This window comes from Embleya sp. NPDC127516, from assembly GCF_044765325.1.
Taxonomy (GTDB): Bacteria; Actinomycetota; Actinomycetes; order Streptomycetales; family Streptomycetaceae; genus Embleya.
This window is the reverse complement of the sequence record NZ_JBIWJT010000005.1, coordinates 22,015-37,105: the sequence shown is the minus strand read 5'-3', so window position 1 is coordinate 37,105 and position 15,091 is coordinate 22,015. Positions and strand designations below refer to the sequence as shown.

At 71.2% G+C, this 15,091-nt stretch carries 13 protein-coding genes; 5 read left to right on the top strand and 8 right to left on the bottom strand.

What is annotated here, in order from left to right; translation table 11 throughout:
• Window positions 1-124 precede the first annotated feature (124 nt).
• Window positions 125-1,132, top strand: coding sequence for a GTP 3',8-cyclase MoaA (gene moaA / locus ACIRL2_RS10805; protein WP_395862717.1), 1,008 nt, complete (start codon window positions 125-127; stop codon window positions 1,130-1,132).
• A gap of 193 nt (window positions 1,133-1,325) precedes the next feature.
• Here the strand turns inward: moaA and ACIRL2_RS10800 are convergent, their stop codons facing one another.
• The 5 genes from ACIRL2_RS10800 to ACIRL2_RS10780 all read right to left on the bottom strand — a co-directional run bounded on the left by ACIRL2_RS10800 (window position 1,326) and on the right by ACIRL2_RS10780 (window position 6,183).
• Window positions 1,326-1,583 carry a hypothetical protein gene (locus tag ACIRL2_RS10800; protein WP_395862719.1) on the bottom strand — a complete coding sequence of 86 codons (258 nt, stop codon included), beginning with the start codon at window positions 1,581-1,583 and terminating at the stop codon, window positions 1,326-1,328.
• 297 nt (window positions 1,584-1,880) lie between these two features.
• Complete coding sequence (locus ACIRL2_RS10795) at window positions 1,881-2,387, bottom strand: DUF3099 domain-containing protein (RefSeq protein ID WP_402231597.1); 507 nt, start codon at window positions 2,385-2,387, stop codon at window positions 1,881-1,883.
• Between the two features lie 133 nt (window positions 2,388-2,520).
• Window positions 2,521-3,060, bottom strand: coding sequence for an RNA 2'-phosphotransferase (locus tag ACIRL2_RS10790; protein WP_395862722.1), 540 nt, complete (start codon window positions 3,058-3,060; stop codon window positions 2,521-2,523).
• Between the two features lie 193 nt (window positions 3,061-3,253).
• Entirely contained in the window at window positions 3,254-4,663 is a 1,410-nt protein-coding gene (locus tag ACIRL2_RS10785) for a metallopeptidase TldD-related protein (RefSeq protein WP_402231595.1), read from the bottom strand.
• Window positions 4,660-6,183 carry a TldD/PmbA family protein gene (locus tag ACIRL2_RS10780; RefSeq protein WP_402231593.1) on the bottom strand — a complete coding sequence of 508 codons (1,524 nt, stop codon included), beginning with the start codon at window positions 6,181-6,183 and terminating at the stop codon, window positions 4,660-4,662. Before ACIRL2_RS10780 ends, ACIRL2_RS10785 begins: the two co-directional genes overlap by 4 nt.
• A gap of 347 nt (window positions 6,184-6,530) precedes the next feature.
• Here ACIRL2_RS10780 and fabG point away from each other — a divergent pair, with 347 nt between their 5' ends.
• Both fabG and fabI read left to right on the top strand, forming a co-directional pair.
• A complete protein-coding gene (fabG, locus tag ACIRL2_RS10775; protein WP_395862727.1) occupies window positions 6,531-7,235 on the top strand; it encodes a 3-oxoacyl-[acyl-carrier-protein] reductase in 705 nt (234 codons plus the stop codon).
• Window positions 7,236-7,239: 4 nt separating this feature from the next.
• Window positions 7,240-8,019, top strand: coding sequence for an enoyl-ACP reductase FabI (gene fabI / locus ACIRL2_RS10770; protein ID WP_395862729.1), 780 nt, complete (start codon window positions 7,240-7,242; stop codon window positions 8,017-8,019).
• 200 nt (window positions 8,020-8,219) lie between these two features.
• On the opposite strand, the gene ACIRL2_RS10765 is transcribed toward fabI, so the two are convergent.
• A complete protein-coding gene (locus tag ACIRL2_RS10765) occupies window positions 8,220-8,525 on the bottom strand; it encodes a hypothetical protein (RefSeq protein WP_395862731.1) in 306 nt (101 codons plus the stop codon).
• Between the two features lie 418 nt (window positions 8,526-8,943).
• Between ACIRL2_RS10765 and ACIRL2_RS10760 the strand changes: the two genes are divergently transcribed.
• Window positions 8,944-11,295, top strand: a complete 2,352-nt coding sequence (locus tag ACIRL2_RS10760; RefSeq protein WP_395862733.1) for an MMPL family transporter — start codon at window positions 8,944-8,946, stop codon at window positions 11,293-11,295.
• Between the two features lie 232 nt (window positions 11,296-11,527).
• Complete coding sequence (locus tag ACIRL2_RS10755; protein ID WP_395862735.1) at window positions 11,528-12,043, top strand: SixA phosphatase family protein; 516 nt, start codon at window positions 11,528-11,530, stop codon at window positions 12,041-12,043.
• Window positions 12,044-12,162: 119 nt separating this feature from the next.
• On the opposite strand, the gene serB is transcribed toward ACIRL2_RS10755, so the two are convergent.
• Both serB and ACIRL2_RS10745 read right to left on the bottom strand, forming a co-directional pair.
• On the bottom strand, window positions 12,163-13,347 hold the full coding sequence (gene serB / locus ACIRL2_RS10750) for a phosphoserine phosphatase SerB (protein WP_395862737.1): 1,185 nt from the start codon (window positions 13,345-13,347) through the stop codon (window positions 12,163-12,165).
• Window positions 13,348-13,433: 86 nt separating this feature from the next.
• Entirely contained in the window at window positions 13,434-15,068 is a 1,635-nt protein-coding gene (locus ACIRL2_RS10745) for a streptophobe family protein (RefSeq protein WP_402231590.1), read from the bottom strand.
• Window positions 15,069-15,091: the final 23 nt, after the last annotated feature.

The window sequence follows — 15,091 nt, the reverse complement described above, 5'->3', positions numbered from 1 at the left end:
ATGCCGGTGTGGGATACGCCACTGCAACCGATCGACCGCCCCACTCGTACCCCGGGGACCCCGGCGGTCGGAGTGACCCGCGTAACCTGGGAAACTTGCCGGAACCAGGAAAAGGGGGTCGAAGGTGAGCACGCACCACCGCACCGGCGGACTCGTTGACGGTTTCGGCCGCGTGGCGACCGACCTGCGGGTGTCGCTGACCGACCGCTGCAATCTGCGCTGCACGTACTGCATGCCCGAGGAGGGCCTGGACTGGCTGGCCAAGCCCGAACTGTTGACCGGTGCGGAGATCTCCCGCCTGGTCCGGATCGCGGTGACCGTGCTCGGTGTGCGCGAGGTGCGGTTCACCGGAGGCGAGCCGCTGCTGCGCCGCGAACTGGTCGAGATCGTGCGGGACGCCGCGGCCCTGGAGCCGCGCCCCACCCTCTCCGTCACCACGAACGGGATCGGTCTGGCCCGATTGGCGGGCACGCTGAAGGAGGTCGGGCTGGATCGGGTCAACGTCTCGCTGGACACCCTCGACCCGGTCCGGTTCAAGGCGATGACCCGGCGCGACCGGCACGCCGACGTGCTCGCGGGACTCGCCGCGGCGGTCGACGCCGGCCTGGGGCCGGTCAAGGTGAACACCGTGCTGATGCGCGGGGTGAACGACGACGAGGCCGCCGCGCTGCTGGCGTGGTGCCTCGAACGCGGCTACGAACTGCGTTTCATCGAGCAGATGCCGCTGGACGCGCAGCATGGCTGGAAGCGCGCCGAGATGATCACCGCGGGCGAGATCCTGACCTCGCTGCGCGGCGCGTTCCGTCTCGACCCCGAGGACGCCCGGGGCAGCAATCCGGCCGAGCGCTGGCTCGTGGACGGCGGTCCGGGCACGGTCGGCGTGATCGGTTCGGTCACCCGCCCGTTCTGCGGCGCGTGCGACCGGACCCGGCTGACCGCCGACGGGCAGATCCGGAACTGCCTGTTCGCCCGCGAGGAGTCCGACCTGCGGGCCGCCCTGCGCGGCGGCGCGGACGACGCGGAGATCGCGGACCGCTGGCGGGCCGCGATGTGGGGCAAGAAGGCCGGTGCGGGCATCGACGACCCGGAGTTCCTCCAGCCGGACCGACCGATGTCGGCCATCGGCGGCTGATCCGCTCTCGGCGACCGGCCCCTCGTCGGCGACCGAGCGTCGTCCGCTGCCGACCCTCGTCGGCGACCGAGCGTCGTTGTCCGCGGCCGACCCGGCGTTCGTGCGGGGGAGCCGCGGGCTCGATCAACCTTCCTCGTGGGCAAGGGAGTTCGCCACGGCGCAGGCGAGCGCGGCGCGGATTGCCCGGCAGGGGTCAGGAACCCTCGGTGGCCGGACCGGCGGCGGCCTGCGGGTCGTGCCAGTCCGCGAACGCCACGGTGTCCTTGAGGAATCCGCGAATCGCCAGGAACTGCGACAGGTGCTCACGGTGCTCGTCGCACGCGAGCCACGTCTTGCGCCGTTCCGGGGTGTGCAGCTTGGGGTTGTTCCAGGCCAGGACCCACCGGGCGTCGGCACGACAGCCCTTCGCCGAACAGATCGGCCGGACGGGATCGGCGGGGGTGGGGAACATGCCCACCAGTGTCTCAGACGAGGTCGGCACACCGGACGCGATGCGTCGGACGGGAAGCTGACTTGGCGTCAGACACCAACCGGAGCGCTGCTCTCAGTAAGCAACGGGCTGGTGCGGTAACCGCGCGAGTGTCGACTTGCCTGACAGTCAAACGACCCGGACACGGGCGATGCCGGGCAGCCACGGGGGGAGCCGCCCGGCATCGCGTCGGTCGCTCCGACGGGGGATACGGAGCACGTTTCGAAGTATGGCACGTCCTGCATGCGGTTGAAGCACCAACCCGCGTAGCGCTTACCGCTAATTTTTGACGCTGTGAGAGGGGGCCCCCGCCGGGTCGCCCGCATGGCCCCGGTCGGCACCCCCGGTGTCACCGTGCGTATCCGAATTCGTGTGCGAGGAACGGTCGGTGGGCTCCGCGCCGGCGGTCGGAGCAGGTCCGGCGGGCATCGTCCACGAGTCTTCCGCGTGGGTGTGCACGGTCTGTCGTTCGGCGCTGGTGAGCACCGCGCCGGGCGGCGGCTCCAGCGCCTTGGGCGGGAGCGGCGGCACGAACTGCGCCTGCACGGGTGTGTTCGAGGTGGGCTCGCGCCCGGCGTTGGCCAACACCACCGCGATGTAGGGCAGGAACAGCGCGCCCGCGACCAATATCCACCGCCACGGCGACGGCGTGAACACCGCCGCGACGAAGCACACGGTACGGATCGACATCGAGATGACGTACCGGCGTTGGCGCCCGGCCACGTCCTCGGTCAGTCCCTTGCGCGCACCACTGATCCGGTACACCGAGCCCTTGGCGTTCTTCACGACCTCACCGTCTCCGACCACGTGTCCACACACTCGTCCGGCCCTTCACGGTACGCCCGCGAGCCGGCCACACCGAGACCGGGGCCGGGACCTTTGCCACAAACCGACCCGAGTGGCGGACGCCGGAACCGGCTCAGCCGAGCGGCTCCAGAAATTCCGGCGGCACCGCCGCGACCAGCCACACGCCGTTGTCCGAGCGGCGGAACACATGCCCGGCGGCGACCATGCGCTCGGCCCGCACCACGAATAGCACCGGCCTCCCGCGCCGCGCGCCCACCCGGCGGGCCGTCTCGGTGTCGGCGGACAGGTGCACGTCGTGCCGGTCCATCGGCCGCAGGCCCTCGACCAGGATCGCGGCCACGCTCTTGGGACTCGTGCCGTGGTAGAGCACGGCGGGCGGCACGGCCTCGACCAGACCCAGGTCCACCACGACGGTGTGCCCCTGGCTGGCCCGGATCCGGGTGCCGTCTGCGGAGAAGGCGAAGCGCCGCTTGTCGTTCTCCGCGACGACCTGCTCCAACCCCGCCCGGGACAGTGCCACCCCGTGCGCGGCACACGCCGCCAGGAGCACGTCCACGTCGACCCAGCCGGCCTCGTCCAGGGTGATCCCGAGCCGCTCCGGCTGATGCCGCAGGTGTCGGGACAGATACTTCGAAATCTTGACGATGTTCATGATGAACCCCAACGAAAGCACGGAGTCCCGCGCGGGGACAGCGGTTTTCCCCGGGGACGCCGAACGCCGGGTGGGCCCGATCGGGCCCACCCGGCGTCCCGCGGACCGCGGCCGGTACCGCGCCGGCCGGAGCTTCAGCCTGTCCGGCGCCCGAGGACGAGCGGGCCGCGGGCCGCCCGCTCCGACCCCGGGGTCATTGCGCCTGGCTCGGCGACGACATGTTGAAATCGCGGACCCGCAACGGCGGCATCGCCGCGCGGGTGAACCAGTCGCCCCACTCGCGCGGGTAGGTGCGCTCCGTACGCCCCACCTCGACCGCCCGCCCGAGCACGTCCACCGGCGACTCGTTGAAGCGGTAGTTGTTCACCGCGCCGACCACCTCGCCGCCCTCGACCAGGTACACCCCGTCCCGGGTCAGCCCGGTCAGCAGCAGCGTCTGCGGATCCACCTCGCGGATGTACCACAGGCAGGTCAGCAACAGCCCGCGCTCGGTCGAGGCGACCATGTCCGTGATGCTCGGGCCGTCGGCCGGCCCGTCCAGGATCAGGTTGTCGATCTCCGGCGCGACCGGCAGCCCGGTCAGCTCGGCGGTGTGCCGATTCGTCAGCAGCGACGTGAGCACGCCGTCGGTGACCCAGTTCGTCCGCTCCAGCGCGAGCCCGTTGTCGAACACCGACGACGCGTCGCCGGAGGCGTGCGCGATGGTGAACGGCGCGCTCTCCAGGCCCGGGTAGGTCGGGTCGCTGTACAGCGTCAGCGGCAGCTTGCTGAGCCGATCGCCGATCCGGGTGCCGCCGCCCGGCTTGCTGAAGACCGTACGGCCCTCGTGCGCGTCCCGGGCGCCGCCCTGCCAGTACATGTAGACCATCAGGTCCGCGACCGCCGTGGGCGGCAGCAGCGTCTCGTAGCGGCCCGCCGGGAGGTCGAGCGTGCGGGTCGCCCAGGACAGTCGCGTGCCCAGGTCCGCGTCCATCGCGGCGAGGTCCACGTCGCGGAAGTCGCGGGTGGGCACGCCCGCCCACGCCGACCGGCTCAGGTCGGCCGACTTCGCGTTCAACTCGACGTGCCCGGTGGGCTGGTCGTGCCGCAGTCGCAGTCCGGCCGAGGTGCCCACGTAGGTCGAGGTCAACTGATGCGACGCGAACCCGTACAGCAGCCGGTCGCTCTCCCGGGCCCGCCCGAACGCGGCGCCCAACTCGGGCGCGAAGTCCGCGAACACCCCGATCGAGGTCTGCCCGGGCGCCTGGTCGAAGCCGCCGTCCGGGCCGCCGCCGGCCCCGAGCAGCGGTCGCGCGTCCTCGGCCGGTCCGGCGTCGCGCGCCGCCGCCTCCGCGGCCCGGACCAGGCCCTCCAGCCGATCCATCGTCACGCCGCCGCGCGAGACGATCCCGGACGCGGTGCCCTCGGTCCCCGCGACGGTGGCCACCACGGTGATCCGCCGGCCGCGCGTCTCGCCGTTGGTGGTCAGCGCGTTGCCCGCCCAGCGCAGGTTGGCCGCCGAGGTCTCCTCGGCGATCACCACGCAGCCGTCCGCCTTGGACAGCGCCAGCGCGCGCTCGACCGTCTCGTTCGGCCGCGTCACCACGGTCTGCCCGCTGCTCATCGACCCGCCTCCTGAACCGTGTTGAGGACCTTCACGCCGCGGAACAGCGCCGAGGGGCAACCGTGGCTGACCGCCGCGACCTGCCCCGGCTGCGCCTTGCCGCAGTTGAAGGCGCCGCCCAGGACGTAGGTGCCGGGACCGCCGACGGCCTCCATCGAGCCCCAGAAGTCGGTCGTGGTCGCCTGGTAGGCGAAGTCCTTGACCTGGCCGACGATCCGGCCGTCCTCGATCAGGTAGGCGCGCTGGCCGGTGAACTGGAAGTTGTACCGCTGCATGTCGATCGACCACGACTTGTCGCCGACGATGTACAGGCCCCGGTGCACCCGGCCGATCAGTTCGGCGGTGGACAGGTTGTCCTCGCCCGGCTGGAGCGAGACGTTGGCCATCCGCTGCACCGGGACATGGCCGGGGGAATCCGCGAACGCGCACCCGTTGGACCGGCCCAGGCCCTGCATCAGCGCCATCCGCCGATCGAGCTGATAGCCGGTGAGCACGCCGTTGGTGACCAGGTCCCAGCTCTGCGTCGCGACGCCCTCGTCGTCGAAGCCGATGGTGGCCAGGCCGTGCGGCACGGTGCGGTCGCCGGTGACGTGCATGACCGGCGAGCCGTACTCGAGCTTGCCGAGCTGGTCGAACGTGGCGAACGAGGTGCCCGCGTAGGCGGCCTCGTAGCCCAGCGCGCGGTCCAGCTCGGTGGCGTGCCCAATCGACTCGTGGATGGTCAGCCACAGGTTGCTCGGGTCGATCACCAGGTCGTACTCGCCGGCCTCGACGCTCGGCGCCTTGAGCCGCTCGGCGAGCAGGCCCGGCAGCGACGCCAGCTCCTCGTCCCAGTCCCAGCCCTCGCCCTTGACGTACTCCCAGCCGCGGCCGACCGGCGGCGCGACGGTGCGCATCGTCTCGTACGCGCCGGAGTCGCGGTCCACCGCGATCACGGTGAGCTGGGGGTGTATCCGGATCCGCTGCTGCGTGGTGGTGGTGCCGGCCGAGTCGGCGTAGAACTTGTTCTCCTGCACCACCATGCACGTGGCGTCCACGTGGTCCACGCCGTCGGCGGCGAGCAGCTCCCGACTCCACCGCGCGAGCAGTCCGATGCGCTCGGCCTCGGGTACGTCGAACGGGTTGATCTTGTACTTCGAGATCCAGGTCTCGTCCGCGTGCACCGGCTCGTCGGCCAGCGCGACGCGCTCTCCCGCCCCGGCCGCCTCGCTCACCGAGCGGGACACCCGGGCCACCGCGACGGCCTGTTCGGCGACGTACGTCACCGCTTCCGGGGTCAGGTCGACACCCGCGGCGAAGCCCCACGCCCCGTCGTGCACGACCCGGACCGCGAAGCCCACGTCGGTGGTGTCCGCGGCCGAGTCGGTTTTCCCGTCGCGCAACCGGAAGGACGCGTCTCGTACCCGCTCGAAGCGGAAGTCCGCGTGTTCGGCGCCCAGTTCCCCGGCTCGGGACAGGGCCGCGGCGGCCAGCTCCCGAAGGGGATAGGCGAGGAACGTCGGATCGATCTCGTTGGGCACCCATTCCTCCATACGTTCGGCCTGTCGGCTCGCGTCGTTCAGTCAACCAGACACGACGTCGCCGGCATTCCGGTCTGCCGGTCGGACCGGTCCGCTGGTCGGACGGGTCTTGCGCCCGGACAACCGGAACGAAACCTGCCGCGCGCAGGCCGGCCGGATTCGGTCGGTGGAGCCGATGATTCCGCTTCCCGCCGGCTCTTGTCGGGTTCCCACAACTATCGGTCCGCGGACGCTGTCCCGGACCGGATTCCCCTTACCCCGGGGTAGCCCGATAGCGTCATCGTGACGCAAGCCGACGGCCTGCGCGCGCGCATCCACAGGACGTCCGAGGACAAAGGAGTGATCCGTTGAGCCGGTCCGTACTGGTCACGGGAGGAAACCGGGGCATCGGCCTGGCCATCGCCCGGGCCTTCGCCGCCGACGGCGACAAGGTCGCGATCACGTATCGCTCCGGCGAGCCCCCGGAGGGCCTGCTCGGAGTGCGGTGCGACATCACCGACGGCGAGCAGGTCGAGCAGGCGTTCAAGGAGATCGAGGCCACGCACGGCCCGGTCGAGGTGCTGATCGCCAACGCGGGCATCACCCGCGACACGCTGTTGCTGCGGATGAGCGAAGAGGACTTCACCAGCGTCGTCGACACCAACCTGACCGGCACGTTCCGGGTGGTCAAGCGGGCGAGCAAGGGCATGCTGCGGGCCCGCAAGGGTCGCATCGTGCTGATCTCGTCCGTGGTCGGGCTGCTCGGCTCGGCGGGCCAGGCCAACTACGCGGCCTCCAAGGCCGGTCTGGTCGGCTTCGCCCGCTCGATCGCGCGCGAGCTGGGGTCGCGCAACATCACCACGAACGTGGTGGCGCCCGGCTTCGTCGACACCGCGATGACCGAGGTGCTCGGCGAGGAGCGCAAGGCGCAGATCCTCAAGGAGATCCCGCTCGCGCGGTACGCGGACGTGGACGAGGTCGCCGGCGTGGTCAAGTTCCTGACCTCGGACGCCGCGTCGTACATCACCGGAGCCGTCATCCCTGTGGACGGCGGACTTGGAATGGGGCACTGAACTCATGGGCGACCTGCTTGCGGGCAAGCGCATTCTCGTCACCGGCGTCATCACCGACGCCTCGATCGGCTTCCACGTCGCCAAGCGGGCCCAGGAGGAGGGCGCCGAGGTCGTACTGACCGGATTCGGCCGGCTCTCGCTGGTCAACCGGATCGCGAACCGGCTGCCCAAGCCGGCCCCGGTGATCGAGCTCGACGTGCAGAACCCCGAACACCTCGCGGCGCTCGCGGACAACGTGCGCGCGCACGTGCCCTCGCTCGACGGCGTCGTGCACTCGATCGCGTTCGGACCCAAGGACGCGCTCGGGGGCAACTTCCTCAACACCGAGTGGGCCGACGTGGCCACGGCCGTGCAGGTCTCGGCGTACTCGCTGAAGTCGCTGACGATGGCCTGTCTGCCGCTGATCGAGGCGAACAAGGGCGCCGGCGGCTCGGTCGTCGGCCTCGACTTCGACGCGCAGGTGGCGTGGCCGGGCTACGACTGGATGGGTGTCGCCAAGGGCGCGCTCGAGTCGACCTCGCGCTACCTGGCCAAGTACCTGGGTGAGAAGAACATCCGGGTCAACCTGATCTCCTCGGGCCCGGTCAAGACGATGGCCGCGAACAGCATCCCCGGCTTCGAGAAGTTCGAGGGTGTCTGGAACGAGAAGGCGCCGCTGGGTTGGGACCTGCGCGACGCGGACCCGGCCGCCCGGGGCGTGTGCGCGCTGCTGTCCGACTGGTTCCCCAAGACCACCGGCGAGATCATCCACGTCGACGGCGGCCTGCACGCCATCGGCGCGTAGCCGGATCACCGCGCGGCCGCGCCGCCGGGCATCATCCTCGGCGGCGCAACCGATCCACTCCGCAGCCCGATCGCCCGACCCGACAGGGTCGCGGCGGTCGGGCTGTGTCGTAGGGGCCGCGGGATCGGGACGGGTGCGTCGCCGCCGGTGGGACCGCGGCCCTGTTCGGGAGCGGCACGGGTGGGCGGACGGAAAACCGATCAGCCGGTGGCGGCGGCGATCGTCGCGGCGATGCCGATCAGCACGGTGATCAGCAGCATGATGCCCAGGATGCCGCCGAGCTGCTTGGCGGAGGATTTGTTCGGGTCCGGCGGCGCCAGCACCGTCTGGCGGATCTCGTCGTCCGCGCCGGACGCGGCGGCCTCGGCGGCCTTGCGGGCGAGGATCTCGTTGCGCGCGTTCGACCGCGCGACTTCCTCCGCGTGGGTGCGCTCCTCGCGGGCCTTGCGAGCGGCCATGGCCCGCTCGTACCGCTCCTTGGAGGATTCGCCAGATGTAGCAGCCATGGGACCGAGTTTCGCAGACCCGCCCCGTCGGACCGACCGGCGGGGCGCGGCCGTGCCCCGGCGGGTGAACGCCCGTCGGCGCGGAGCCGGCCGGGCGGTGGGGAACTCCCCACCTCGCCCCGGGCGTTGTGCACACGTGTCGACCCTCGTCCGATGTGTCCTTCCCCCGACTGGCGTTGCCCGCGTTTGCGCAGGTCAGCGGATTGATCGCGGAAGCTTCCCCTTACACGCATCCCGATTTGCCCCGACTGGTCACCACGAGGCTCGTTCTCAGGGGTAGGGCCAGCCCTACTACGCAGGGGTGCCTGCCCCCCGATCAAGACACCTGTCCGCAGGATGTGACCCCCGGTTGCCCGCCAATACCTTTTTCCGTGTCGAGGAAACCCTCGGCCGACGGAGAACACAGGAGCGGGGACCAATGGCATCCAGGCGTAATCTCGCCGCCTCGATCGGTGGCTGGAGTGCACAGCATCGCAAGACGGCGGTATTCGGGTGGCTGCTGTTCGTGGTGCTCGCCGTCGTCATCGGCAACATGGCGGGGTCGCAGGAGATCACCAAGGTCGACCAGGGCGTGGGGGAGTCCGGGCGGGCCGCGCGGATCATCGACGAGGCGGGGATCAAGGAACCCGCCGGCGAGATGGTGCTGGTGCGCAGCGACACGCTGCCCGCCCTGGACCCGAGGTTCAGGGCCGCCGTCGACGACGTGATCAACCGCGTCAACGCCGTGCAGATCAAGGGCAACAAGGGTCCGGCGACGGAGCACATGCGCTCGCCGTACGAGGCCGAGGGGGGCCTGTCCGCGGACAAGCACTCGGCGCTCATCCAGTTCGACATGGCGGGTGAGGAGGACAAGGCCGTCGACAACATCCAGCCCGTGCTGGACGCGGTGGCCGAGGCCCGCAAGGCGCACCCCGACGTGGCGATCGAACAGTTCGGTGACGCCAGTGGCGACAAGTGGTTCGAGGACACCATCGCCAAGGACTTCACCCGGGCCGAATGGACCGCCGTTCCGCTCGCGCTCGGCATCCTGCTCGTCGCGTTCGGCGCCGTCGTCGCCGCCCTCCTGCCGGTGGCCCTCGCGTTGACCGCGTTCATCGCGGCCGGCGGCCTGCTCGCGCTGAGCAGCCACCTGATGCCCGTCGGCGACAACGCGCAGTCGGTGATGTTGCTGATCGGTTTGGCCGTCGGCGTCGACTACTGCATGTTCTACCTGCGCCGTGAGCGTGAGGAGCGGGCCAAGGGACGCGACCCGGAGACCGCGCTGCGGATCGCCGCCGCCACCTCCGGCCGGTCCGTGCTGATCTCCGGCATCACCGTCATGGTCGCGATGGCCGGCCTGCTCCTGTCCGGCATCAGCGAGTTCAAGTCGATGGCCTCCGCGACCATCCTGGTCGTGCTCACCGCGGTGCTCGGTTCGCTCACCGTGCTGCCCGCGATCCTGTCGATGCTGGGTGACCGGGTCGACCTGGGCAAGATCCCCGGGCTGGCCAAGATGCGCCGTCCCACCGAGGGCAGCAAGATCTGGGGCAAGATCCTGGGCGTCGTGCTCAACCGCCCCAGGGCCACCACGGTGCTCGCCGGCGGTCTGCTCGTCGCGCTGACCGTCCCGATGTTCGCCATGAAGACCTCCGAGCTGCCGATCGACAAGGAACTGCCGACCTCGCTGTCGATCGTGCAGACCTACCAGCACATCGAGAAGGCGTTCCCCGGTGGTCCGGCGCCCGCCCAGATCGTGGTCAAGGCGCAGAACCCGGACGACCCCAAGCTCGCCGCCGCGTTCGACAACCTGCGCCGCGAGGCGGTCGCCAGCGGTCGCATGCACGAGCCGATCGAGGTCGAACGCCAGGGCACCACCAACGTCTTCAAGGTCTCGGTCCCGCTCGCCGGCAGTGGCAACGACTCGACCAGCGACAAGGCCCTGTCCACGCTGCGCGACAAGATCATCCCGAACACGCTGGGCAAGCTGGACGGCGTGGACGCCCCGGTGACCGGTAACACCGCCGGCTCCAAGGACTTCAACGACAAGCTCGCCGACGCGCGGCTGCCGATCTTCGCCTTCGTGCTCGGCTTCGCCTTCCTGCTCATGCTGGTCTCGTTCCGCTCGATCGCCATCGCCGTCACCGCGATCGTGCTCAACCTGCTGTCGGTGGGTGCCGCCTACGGTGTGATGACGCTGGTCTTCCAGCACGGCTACGGCGACTTCCTGGTCGGCACGGACGCACCCGGCGCGGTCGTCTCCTGGATCCCGATGTTCCTGTTCGTGATCCTGTTCGGCCTGTCGATGGACTACCACGTGTTCGTGGTCTCGCGCATCCGTGAGGCCTACGACAAGGGCATGGACACCAAGTCGGCCGTGTCGCACGGCATCCGCACCACCGCGGGCGTGGTGACCAGTGCGGCGACGATCATGGTCGCGGTGTTCGCGGTCTTCGGCACCCTGTCGATGCAGTCGATGAAGCAGTTCGGTGTCGGTCTGGCGGTCGCGGTCCTGCTGGACGCGACGATCATCCGCGGTCTGCTGCTCCCGGCCGTGATGAGCCTGCTCGGCGACCACAACTGGTACCTGCCCCGCTGGCTGAACTGGCTGCCGCAGATGGACCACGGCGACGAGGCGGTCGAGGTGCCGGCCCCCGCCGGCCGGCCGGTTCCCGCGTACGCCGGGGCGAACGGCTACGCCTCGCCGGGCTACGAGCCGGCGCACCCGGGGACGACCGGATACGACGAGGGCGTGTCCCGGTCGCGCCGGATCCCGCAGCCGCCGGTCGGCTGACCCGAACCGGACCGCCGCTGGAGGGATCCTGGCGGTGACCACCCTGTAGATCCGAGCAAAGCGCGGGTCGGGACCGGATACTCGGTCCCGACCCGTCGTGCGTGTCGGCTCCACCGACGCGATCCGGCCGGCGCCGGCGGTCCCGTCGATGGTGTGCCCAGGTGCCGAATCAATCGTGTACCGAGGCGCCGACCCGCAGTGCACAAAGGCCGATGTCTGAGAGGCTGAACCCATGGCATCCCACCGACAGCGCAATCTTGTGGTGATGAGGCACGCGAAGGCCGAGTGGCCCGACGGGCCGGACCACGAGCGACCCCTCGCCGAACGCGGCCGCAAGGACGCCGCCGAGACCGGGCACCGGCTGCTCGACCAGGGCATCACCCCCGATCTGGTGGTGTGCTCGCCGGCCGTACGCACCCGGGAGACCTGGCGTCTCGTGGGCAAGGTCTACGACCACAAGCCGCACACGATCTACGACGAGCGGGTGTACGAGGCGAGCGCGCAGGCGCTGCTGTACCTCGTCCAGGAGACCCCCGACGAGGTCGACACGCTGCTGCTGATCGGGCACAACCCCGGCGTGGCCACGCTGGTCAACGCGTTGGCGGGCAGCGGCGAGGACGACACGCTGGTCCGGCTCCGGGAGAAGTACCCGACCTCGGCCGTGTCGGTGCTGAGCCTGCACACTCCGTGGGCCGATCTTCGGGAGCGCTCGGCGCACCTGACCAGGTTCACCACGCCGGAGTCCTGACCCGCCGCGAAAAAAGCGGTGCCTCGAGACACCGCCTCGAAGCACCGCCTCGAACGCCGGACGGCCGCACTCGGCCCGTCCGGCGTTCGACGTCGCGGGACGCGTGTCCCGGTTCGGCGCTACACGTCGGCGGCGTCGGCCGCCTCGATCTCGTCGCGGGTGACGCCGAGCAGGAACAGCACGGTGTCCAGGAACGGCACGTTGACCGCCGTGTCGGCGGCCTCGCGGACCACCGGCTTCGCGTTGAAGGCCACGCCCAGACCCGCGGCGTTGAGCATGTCCAGGTCGTTCGCGCCGTCGCCGATGGCCACCGTCGCGGTCAGCGGGACGCCCGCCTCGGCCGCGAAGCGGCGCAGCAGTCGGGCCTTGCCCGCCCGGTCCACGATTTCGCCGACCACGCGCCCGGTGAGCCTGCCGTCCACCACCTCGAGGGTGTTGGCCGCGCTGTAGTCGAGCCCGAGCCGCTCCACCAGCGCGTCGGTGACCTGGGTGAACCCGCCCGAGACGATGCCCACCTGGTAGCCGAGCCGCTTGAGCGTGCGGACCAGGGTGCGCGCGCCGCGGGTGAGCACGACCTGCTCGCGGACCTTGTCTATGGCGTCCTCGTCCAGCCCGGCCAGCAGTGCCACCCGAGCGTGCAACGACTCGGCGAAGTCCAACTCGCCGCGCATCGCGGCGGCGGTCACCTCGGCCACCTGGTCCAGGCAGCCGGCGTGTTCGGCCAGCAGTTCGATCACCTCGCCCTGGATCAGGGTCGAGTCGACGTCCATCACGATCAGCCGCTTGGCCCGGCGGCGCAGCCCGGCGGGCTGGACCGCGATGTCCACCCGGCGCTCGGCGGCCTCGGTGGCCAGTTCCAGGCGCAGCTTGTCCGTCTCGACGCCGGAGACCTGGAGCTCGATCGCGGTCACCGGGTACTTGGCGAGGCGGAAGATCCGGTCGATGTTGGCGCCGGTGGCCGCGATCCGGTGCGCTATCCCGGCGAAGGCGGTGGCCTCCAGCGGGTGGCCCAGGACGGTGACGTGCGAGCGGCCCTCGCCGCGCGGGCGGTTGTCGCCGACGCCGGAGAGGATCTCCGCCTCCAGCCGCTCGCCGTCCGCCCAGCGGTGCACGCCGGCCCGCAGCCGGCCCTCGTCGGCCGGCGTGGTGATCAGGACGCACAGCGTGAGCCGGCCCCGGGTGACGGTCTGCTCGACGTCGACGACCTCGACGGAGTGGCCGGCCAGGATCTCGAAGAGGCTCGACGTCACCCCCGGCCGGTCCTTGCCGAAGATCTTGACGAGAAGAGTGCGCGGCGCATTCATGATGCTTCACGGTACCGGCCGTTCGATGGCACACGCGTCGCCGGTCCACGGTACGAACACCGGCGCAGGGCCCGCGCCGGTCGGATCTACCCAGGCCAGGGGCCCGACCGGGTCGGACCCTGCGGATCGGGCGGGGACGGCGGGCGGTACGCCGGGGCGGGTCTGTTCGAGTGCGGCGGGCCGGGCGGCGCGGGTGCGCCGGGGGCGGGCGGAGGTGTCGACGGGGGCCGGGAGGCGGGTCGGTCCTGCGGGTATGGCGCGCCCTGCGGGTACGGCCGAGGCGAGCCGGGCGGCGCGGCGTGGGTGGGTCGCGGCGGACCCGCGGCCGGCGGCGCGCCGGCGGGGTCGGTCCTGCGGTAGCGCACCCAGTCCGCGACCGCGCCGCCGATGAAGCCCGCGCACGCACCCCACAGCAGCCCGAGCAGCACGGTCCACAGGTAGTCCGCGTGCAGCGACACCGACGCGCCCGGGGACATCACCCCGCCGAGGACGGTCACCGCGACCTTGAGCTGGAGCTCCATCAGGTAGGAGATCACCAGCAGGCCGCCGGCGAGGGCGACCGCGAAGCGCCACGCGTGCTGATGCGGACGCACCGAGGCCGGCGCGCGCATGGCCATCACGGTCGCGCCGAGCAGCAGGAGCAGCGCGGAGAACAGCGGTACGAACCACGCGCGCGAGTCCAGCTCCGCCAGCCGGTCGATTCGGATCGGCAGGCCCTCCCCGGCGGAGGCCTTGACCAGTTTGCCCAGCGGGCCGGGCAGACCGAAGGAGAAACCGCCGAACTCGGTGGGCGCGCTGCTGGTGGCCTTCCACGGGATGCCCAGGCCGAGCGAGGCGAGCAGCCAGACCGCGTTGGGCAGCGCGAACAACATGCCGCCGATCATCCGCTTGGGCGCGGGCGCGGCGGCGGCCACGAACGGGGTGCCCACGATCCCGGCGACCACCGCGGTGATCAGCACCGCGAGCAGACCGGCGACCGGGGCCCGCAGTACCGCGCGGTGCCGCAGCCACTTGAGCGGGAGCGGCCCGCGCGCGGACACCGCGACGGCGGCCACCAGGGTGATCAGCAACCACAGTGCGCCGAAGACCAGGGTGCCGCTCACGTCGGTCTCGAACCTGGCCGCCGCGCCCAGGTCGAAGATGCCCATCAGGTCCTGGGCGCCGCCGACCTGAGAGACGAACTGCTGGATCGGCAGCGAGTGTTCACCCGTCGACACCACCACGCCGAGTGCGGCCATGGTGAACACCAGGACCCGCACACCGTGCACGACCAGGTCCAGCGCGCCGATCACCAACCGGTGGCGGAGCGGGCGCAGGAACAACCAGCCCAGCACCAGCGCGCCGATCAGGCCGATGCCGAGCAGCATGATGTCGACCTTGCCGCTGCCCTGGGCGAGTGAGATGTCGCCGGTGAGTTGGCTGAGGATGTCGTTGCCAGGGGTGCCCTGTTCGGTCCCCTCGAGGTCGACGGTGCCGCCGACGGCCAGCGCGATCACCGCCGCGACCAGCGCGGGCATCGTGCCCGACCCCAGGTCGTCCGCGCCGAGCAGCCACAGCGCCACCCACGCGGCGACGGCCATCGCGACGAACGCCGCGAGCACCGCGCCGAGCGCGTGCAGCCAGGGCGCCACGCCGCCCCAGGGGGCGGGTCCGGCCGGTGGTCGGGCCGGAGGCGGATCGTGTTGCCGCGGTGCGTTGTGCTGCTGCTGGTTCCAGGACACGACCGCTCCTGTCACGTGCGACC

What these genes read in the sequence shown, in the direction of transcription:
- ACIRL2_RS10755 (WP_395862735.1), top strand. Translation starts at nt 11,528, where the DNA reads ATGGCATCCCACCGACAGCGCAATCTTGTGGTGATGAGGCACGCGAAG.
- ACIRL2_RS10765 (WP_395862731.1), bottom strand. Translation starts at nt 8,525, where the DNA reads ATGGCTGCTACATCTGGCGAATCCTCCAAGGAGCGGTACGAGCGGGCC.
- ACIRL2_RS10800 (WP_395862719.1), bottom strand. Translation starts at nt 1,583, where the DNA reads ATGTTCCCCACCCCCGCCGATCCCGTCCGGCCGATCTGTTCGGCGAAG.
- ACIRL2_RS10760 (WP_395862733.1), top strand. Translation starts at nt 8,944, where the DNA reads ATGGCATCCAGGCGTAATCTCGCCGCCTCGATCGGTGGCTGGAGTGCA.
- serB (WP_395862737.1), bottom strand. Translation starts at nt 13,347, where the DNA reads ATGAATGCGCCGCGCACTCTTCTCGTCAAGATCTTCGGCAAGGACCGG.
- ACIRL2_RS10790 (WP_395862722.1), bottom strand. Translation starts at nt 3,060, where the DNA reads ATGAACATCGTCAAGATTTCGAAGTATCTGTCCCGACACCTGCGGCAT.
- fabI (WP_395862729.1), top strand. Translation starts at nt 7,240, where the DNA reads ATGGGCGACCTGCTTGCGGGCAAGCGCATTCTCGTCACCGGCGTCATC.
- ACIRL2_RS10785 (WP_402231595.1), bottom strand. Translation starts at nt 4,663, where the DNA reads ATGAGCAGCGGGCAGACCGTGGTGACGCGGCCGAACGAGACGGTCGAG.